This window comes from Aquimarina sp. RZ0 (assembly GCF_008370685.1).
Classification (GTDB): Bacteria; Bacteroidota; Bacteroidia; order Flavobacteriales; family Flavobacteriaceae; genus Aquimarina.
The window spans coordinates 84,225-92,270 of the sequence record NZ_VTZU01000022.1 but is presented as its reverse complement, the minus strand read 5'-3'; the positions used below and the strand labels follow the sequence as shown (position 1 = coordinate 92,270).

4 protein-coding genes are annotated in these 8,046 nt (G+C 32.5%); 1 reads left to right on the top strand and 3 read right to left on the bottom strand.

Features of this window, described 5'->3' with window-relative positions; all coding sequences use genetic code 11:
• The first annotated feature begins 380 nt into the window (after positions 1–380).
• On the top strand, positions 381–836 hold the full coding sequence (locus F0000_RS10275) for a lipocalin family protein (protein WP_188112084.1): 456 nt from the start codon (positions 381–383) through the stop codon (positions 834–836).
• A gap of 330 nt (positions 837–1,166) precedes the next feature.
• Here the strand turns inward: F0000_RS10275 and dgt are convergent, their stop codons facing one another.
• The 3 genes from dgt to F0000_RS10260 form a co-directional block, all read right to left on the bottom strand.
• On the bottom strand, positions 1,167–2,510 hold the full coding sequence (gene dgt, locus F0000_RS10270) for a dGTP triphosphohydrolase (RefSeq protein ID WP_149624639.1): 1,344 nt from the start codon (positions 2,508–2,510) through the stop codon (positions 1,167–1,169).
• 210 nt (positions 2,511–2,720) lie between these two features.
• Positions 2,721–5,189 (bottom strand): ribonucleoside-diphosphate reductase subunit alpha, encoded by a 2,469-nt coding sequence (locus F0000_RS10265; protein WP_149624636.1) that lies wholly within the window; start codon positions 5,187–5,189, stop codon positions 2,721–2,723.
• A 302-nt stretch (positions 5,190–5,491) separates the two neighbouring features.
• Positions 5,492–6,469 (bottom strand): ribonucleotide-diphosphate reductase subunit beta, encoded by a 978-nt coding sequence (locus tag F0000_RS10260; protein WP_149624635.1) that lies wholly within the window; start codon positions 6,467–6,469, stop codon positions 5,492–5,494.
• Positions 6,470–8,046: the final 1,577 nt, after the last annotated feature.

The window sequence follows — 8,046 nt, the reverse complement described above, 5'->3', positions numbered from 1 at the left end:
CAAAGGAAAAAGACTCAAAGCAGCTTGGGATCAAGACTATTTGATAAAAGTCCTAAATGTAAGGACATGATACTAAATTAAATAGATCATAATTTAACAAAATTAACAAAGCTTGAGTTTGCCCTGACTATAATGAAGTAGTTTTTTTTCGGCATAGCCATAGCTGTGGTTAAAAAAAACAACAAAATTAGCATGCAAAATTTACATTTTGCATGCTAAAGCATTACTCAGGATGAGTTCATTAAATGACTCCTGACAATGCGTTGGTTTCTATACTGATTTCTTATTGTTTTATGAAGATTCATAATCACTGTTTTCAGGGATATTTCTCTAAGAATGGTTACTTAATTTTGCAGCTCAACTTTTTAAATAAACAATATATGCAAAAGCTAAATTCACTTTTAATTTTAGTATCAATTATTACGTTATGGTCTTGTTCTAATGATGATGATACTACCATATCAGAAATCGAAATTACAGAGACTAATCTTGTGGGTAAATGGCAATTCACAAATTTTCAGGAAAATGGTGTATCTCAAGAACTCAGTGAATGTGATAAAATGGATACCATTGAACTCATGAGTACTGAAAATGGAGAAAAAACTGCAAATATCACCGGGCACGATGATGATAATGAAACTTGTAACCCTGTGGTATTAAGTTATGAATGGAAATTATCTGGGAAGAAATTTTTATTAATTCCTTCAATCGATAATACCGAATATGAGATATCAAGTTTAACTAATGAAACTATGAAAATTACTAACATAATTACGTATCAGGAAAATGGAGAAACTATAAAGGAAGCATCGATATCAACACTGAAAAAAATCTAACTATACCCGCTAATCGAGATTTAGATGCTCCATGGCTTAGCCTCTACATTGAATTTTTTTTTCTAATAATGTCAATTCTCAGATGATGTTGCCTGCTAAAATTATTTCTTTTTGTTCCATATTTGAAATTATAATATATCGATAGTGCTGCTATCCTTAATTTTTCTTTCTTATCTGAATCAAAAATAATTCAATTCAGTTGACAGTAATATCATCTGAGAACTGGATATGAATATCAAGGCTATATTACATTCTAGAAATGGACTATTTTCACACTATTAGCGCATGTTTTGATATTCATTATTTACTAAGATAGTACAGAACTTTTTTCTAAACTTGCAAACCGCGTATTTTCTGGAACTTTAATAATGCATTTCCATCTGTGAGACTCGCTACATAATTACTAATACTAATTAGCCTGGAATATAGATCATCATTTTTGTAGTCAAAATTATTACCTTCTGCTTTTAGAATAAGTGTATCATAATTAGAAGCTTGTCTCAAATTAAAACGATCCATTGCTGTACAATATCTATCTAACAAAGTCGCTAAAATCTCATAACCTGCAATTTCTTTTTCTACCACTTCCTGACTCTGATATATTTTGGCAATACTAATCTTTATGATATCATTTATTTGTGCCTGATATCTGCTTTTATCAATCAAAGCAGTATCAAATGTTCCTGCTAATATTTCGGATTCATATTTTATAAACATACTTGCAGCTTCCTGAATTAAGGTGTTAATCGCCAATGCTCTTAGATAGCTGAGGCGGTCTGCAGTCGTGATCAAGCTATTATACTTGGATGTATTAATGGTAGTTTTAACTAAATTGATCAAATACTCCAGCGCATATTCTTCTTCTATTAATCCTAAGTTAATTCCATCTTCAAAATCTATGATGGTATAGCAAATATCATCTGCTGCTTCTACTAAAAAGGCTAGTGGGTGTCTGCTATATGTAATTTCATTTTCTATTTGTCTTGCTATTAGTCCCACCTCTTGGGCTACTTCTGTAAAAAAAGCGCTTTCATTCTGGAAATAACCAAATTTCTTATGCGCAATGTGATTTGTAGGCTTTTTAGGCAATGACCCTTTAGGATACTTCATAAAAGCACCTAATGTTGCATATGATAATCGTAACCCTCCTTCTATACCTTTTCTGGATTCTGTAAGAATTTTAAATCCATTGGCGTTCCCCTCAAAATCTATAAGGTCCTGATACTGTTTTGGGGTCAGGGAGTCTTTGTATTTCTTGCCCTTGCCTGTAGCAAAATATTCTCCTATTGCTTTTTCTCCTGAGTGTCCAAATGGTGGGTTACCGATGTCGTGTGATAAAGATGCAGCGGCAACAATTGCACCAAAATCATTAAACCGATATCCATGAATTGTAGAAAGGTGTGGATGTTTTTCCAGCACTCTTTTTCCTACGACTCTTCCTAGTGAGCGTCCTACTACTGATACCTCTAAACTATGTGTAAGCCTTGTATGCACAAAACTAGTTTTGGACAAGGGTATTACCTGTGTTTTATCTTGTAAACTTCTAAAGGCTGATGAGAAAATAATTCTATCATAATCTACTTCAAAGCCCAATCGGGTTTCATCTTGTTCTTTTCTTAATCTTTTATTTGTATCTCCTTGTCTTCTTAGCGACAAGAGTTGTTCCCAGTTCATCATAAAATTAGAAATCTATCAATCTACTATCTTAATAATGACCCAAAGATAACACTATCAAATCATGTACGAAATGAATTATCCTCCCTAACCACAAAGTATTGTATATATCTTATAGATCCCTATAATAGAAATATCCATACTAACGAAATAAAAAAGGGAAGTCTCTTTTTTAGAAAACTTCCCTTTTACCCTATATAAATGGTCTATTTAAGACCCACACATTAAACAATCATCTCCTTCAGCTTCTTTTGATTGTGCAATAATCGCACGAAGTTCTTCTGGAGTTAGTGCAGAATCTTCTACCGCAACTTGTTTTACAGCTTCGGGTTGCGGTTTGATTGCTGCCTGTGCTTCCATCATCTGCGCTGCCGCCACTGCCACTTTTTCTGGTTGTGGCGCTTCTTTCTTTTCATTCTTTAATGTAAACTTAATAGCATCTACAGCTGATTTTGTTCTTAAGTAATACATTCCTGTTTTTAATCCGCTCTTCCAGGCATAGAAGTGCATAGAAGTTAATTTGGCCATCGTAGCACCTTCCATAAATAAATTTAATGACTGCGACTGATCAATAAAATATCCTCTATGACGAGACATATCAATTATATCTTTCATGCTCAACTCCCAAACGGTTTTATAAAGATCTTTGAGCTCCTGAGGGATAATATCTATATCCTGTACGGATCCATTGGCACGCATAATTGCATCTTTAAGATCATCACTCCATAAATTCAGTTTTACAAGATCTTCTAATAAATGCTTATTCACTACAATAAATTCTCCAGACAATACTCTTCTGGTATATATATTACTTGTGTATGGTTCAAAAGCTTCATTGTTACCTAATATCTGAGAAGTAGAAGCTGTCGGCATTGGCGCTACTAATAAAGAATTACGAACTCCGTGTTTTAAAACTTTTTTACGAAGTCCATCCCAGTTCCAACGTCCACTTAATTCTTCATCTTTAATACCCCATAAGTTATATTGGAATTCTCCTCTGGAAATTGGAGACCCTTCATATGTTTGATATGCACCATCATCTTTTGCTTCTTCCATAGATGCTGTAACAGCGGCAAAGTACAATGTCTCAAAAATCTCTTGGTTTAATTTCTTAGCTTCATCACTTGTAAAAGGCATACGTAACATAATAAATGCATCTGCCAATCCTTGTACTCCTAATCCAACTGGGCGATGGCGTATATTAGAATTCTCTGCTTCTTTTACGGGATAATAATTACGATCTATAACTCTATTAAGGTTTTTAGTTACGCGCTTTGTGATTCTAAATAGTTCTTTATGGTCAAATTCTCCATTTTTTACAAACATTGGTAAAGCGATAGATGCCAGGTTACATACAGCTATTTCATCAGGGCTTGTATACTCCATAATCTCTGTACATAAGTTAGAAGAACGAATCGTACCGAGATTTTGTTGGTTTGATTTACGATTTGCTGCATCTTTATACAACATATATGGTGTACCAGTCTCAATCTGAGATTCCAGAATTTTTTCCCATAACTCTCTTGCTTTTATAGTTCTGCGTCCTTTTCCTGCCGCCTCAAAACGAAGATATTCTTTTTCGAATTCATCACTATGAATATCAAACAAGCCCGGACATTCGTTAGGACACATCAATGTCCATTCTGCATCATCTTGTACTCGTTTCATAAATAAATCCGGAATCCACATCGCATAGAACAAGTCTCGTGCACGCATTTCTTCTTTACCGTGATTCTTTTTAAGATCTAAAAAGTCAAAAATATCAGCATGCCATGGTTCTACATATATTGCAAAAGATCCTTTACGTTTGCCTCCTCCCTGATCTACGTAACGTGCTGTGTCATTAAACACCTGTAGCATAGGAACTATACCATTAGATGTGCCATTAGTCCCTGCAATATATGAACCAGTTGCCCGTACGTTATGAATTGATAATCCTATACCGCCTGCAGATTGCGAAATTTTAGCAGTTTGCTTTAGTGTATCATAGATCCCATCAATACTATCTTCTTGCATTGCAAGAAGAAAACAAGATGACATTTGCGGCTTTGGTGTCCCCGAGTTAAATAAAGTAGGGGTAGCGTGTGTAAAATATTTTTTTGACATTAGCTCATATGTCTCTATGGCTGCATCAAGATCATTAAGATGAATCCCAATAGAAACTCTCATCAACATATGCTGTGGGCGTTCTGCTATCTTGCCATTAATTTTTAACAAATAAGAACGCTCTAATGTTTTAAAACCAAAATAATCATATCCAAAATCACGATTGTAAATAATAGTAGAATCCAGCTTTTCTTTATTAGCCATAATTACTTCATACACATCATCGGCTATCAAAGGTGCCTCTTTCTCTGTTCTGGGGTTTACGTATTGATATAAATCCGTAACTACTTCAGAAAATGTCTTTTTTGTATTTTTATGCAAATTAGAAACAGAAATTCGAGCTGCCAACTTAGCATAATCAGGATGTGCAATTGTCATAGTTGCAGCGATTTCTGCAGCCAGATTATCTAGTTCACTTGTAGTGACACCATCATATAAACCTTCTATTACACGCATTGCTACCTTCACTGGATCTACTAAAGCGTTTAATCCATAACATAATTTCCTTACCCTTGCGGTAATCTTATCAAACATAATTGGTTCCTTATGACCGTCTCTTTTTACTACATACATACGTTTTTTGGTTTTTAATACTTCTTCTTCTTGAAGAATGTTATGTTAATTTGCTTACTACTCTTATTGTTTATCTACATCAATAGTATATAAATGACCTCATTTTGAGACCAGACGCTAAAAAGAACCTCTGAATCGTATATATCAGAGTATTTCTATAAGTAAAATATAATTATTGACTTCTCCCCTTTTTGCTTATCGCAAAATTTTATCAAACTGAGCTAATCGTTTATCAAACAGAAGTAATGTTTTTGGATCAGCTCAGAATGAATATTTTATAATACTAATGCAAAATTTTAAGATTAAAAATCTGCATCAAAACTTATTTTATTTTCATCAGTGTCCTTATTAAGGACTCCTGCTTTTTGGTATTCTGAAACTCTTTTCTCAAAGAAATTAGTTTTCCCCTGTAATGAAATCATATCCATAAAATCAAATGGATTGGCGGTTCCATATTCCTTTTCACAATCCAGCTCCATTAACAACCTGTCTGTAACAAATTCTAAATATTGAGTCATCAATTTAGAGTTCATTCCTATTAAACTTACAGGTAATGATTCTGTAATAAATTCTCTTTCTATATTAAGTGCATCTACAATGATACTTCTAATTCTATCTTTAGGAACCTTATTAACTAAATGTTTGTTATGCAGATGTACGGCAAAATCACAATGCACACCTTCATCTCTCGATATTAATTCATTAGAAAATGTAAGCCCGGGCATTAAACCTCTTTTCTTAAGCCAAAATATAGAACAAAACGCTCCTGAAAAGAAAATCCCTTCTACCGCAGCAAAAGCTATTAATCGTTCTGCAAAAGAATCAGATTCAATCCATTGTAGTGCCCAATCTGCCTTTTTCTTAATCGCAGGAAAATTTTCAAGAGCTCTAAACAAAATATCTTTCTCTTTCTCATCTTTTACATAGGTGTCTATCAGTAAAGAATATGTTTCAGAATGTATATTCTCCATCATAATTTGAAAACCATAAAAGAATTTTGCTTCACTATATTGAACTTCATTCACAAAGTTCTCTGCCAGGTTTTCATTAACAATGCCATCAGAAGCAGCAAAAAATGCTAAAATATGTTTGATAAAGTAACGCTCATCATTTGTTAGTTTTGTGGACCAATCTGTAATATCCTGATGCAAATCGATTTCTTCTGCAGTCCAAAAACTAGCTTCTGATTTCTTATACCAATCCCAAATATCATGATGTTTTATAGGGAAAATTACAAATCTATCTTTGTTTTCTTGTAAGATTGGTTCTACTTCATTCATCTTTTTTTCTTTTAACTTTTTTTAGTTTTTATCTTCCCACTATGGACTAACAAAGATCAAAAAATGCGCTAAAAGTTTCACTAAAAATTAGGAAACGTTTTCAACAAAGTTTTCAACATGAAGGGAATTAACAGCAAAAGTCAGGGTTTTAGCACAAAGCTTTTAATTCACTGATTAATAGATGATTATGATTTAAAAAAAGATATGAACATCAATGTTAGCAACTCTTAAAACTACCTGTTTTCCACTTGTTGACAAGGTTTTTTAACATTCATAAATTAAAATTAAAAAGCACAAACATTACGGCAAAACCATCTGTTGAAAAACTTACTTTTTTAACCTGAAAAAAGTCGAAAAACAGTATTTAAAAAAAGAAAAACAAGAAATTACTTCACATAACAATTGCAACAAATGAGTATTAATCTGCTAAATCAATGTTTAGAACTTTTGGAACTCTACATAGCTGTTTTTATTGTTAATCTTCAGGGGTAATTCATCTTATGCCGACTCTTTTTACTTATTGAACTCATCTTGAGTACTGCTTTTACCTATAAAAGCCAAGCTTTTCGGTTGAAAACTACTACTCAAGATGAGTTTATTATCACTGGGTCTTTAATCCCTACTATATGTATATATTAATTACCCTTCTTCTCGTGTCATACGATTTGTGATTAAAAAATTCGTATAAATTCATTGAATTATTTTTTAAACGAAGTAGAAAGGAAAAAGAAACGATGAATATGCGAAATTTTTAGTTATAAATCGTATCATTTCTGGTTTTAAAATACTCAAATATTAACCCCTCATTTTTTGTTTAGACAAAAAGAAAATTAAACATAGTGAATAAATTAGGTTTTCTTTTTATGTTGAATTAGATATCCCCGAACTTTAATGATAAAGTTCGTTAGCTATTGATTTCACTAATGTTTTCGGATATTTGAAGTTTAGGTTCTTGAAAAGGAGGTAACTTATAAGGTGCTTGTAGTCAGTGTGATATATTTCGTTCTTATCATTAAAATTGATGGTTTTGAAAAAACGGAGGATGGCTAATTTATGTTGAAGTGTCAACGAAAAAAGAATAAACTTAAAAAAAAGGGCGATTTTAGACCGAGAACGTATTATAAAGTTTGAATTGTATAATAGAAGTGTTAATGCTAGCTTAGTTTTATAAAGTGTATTTTGTAAAAGACATGATTTTCTTAAAGATGTAATTGTTGTTAAGATGGATTGGGTATGCCTTTTTTAGTTCAAAACTATATTACGTGTGCCAATAATGATTTCTATGTTTAATAGTTGTTGAAGCAAGTTAAGACTTTGATCACTTGTTTTTATTTTTGGGTTTTTCCTATTGAAATAAGATTTGATATCTATGATTATAAAAAGCGTAAACGTTCAGCTTCATCATTTTCCTTGGAACAGCTTACACTGGATAGTATAATTGCTAAGAGAAGAGTTTTGTGCTTTTTAAAAATAAATTTTTCATAATGGTTTTGGTTTTAAGAGTTAAATTAAGAATTGTATATTCTTTACGTGTATTAAGACAAGTTATGAGGATTTTACCCTACTTTGAGACGTGT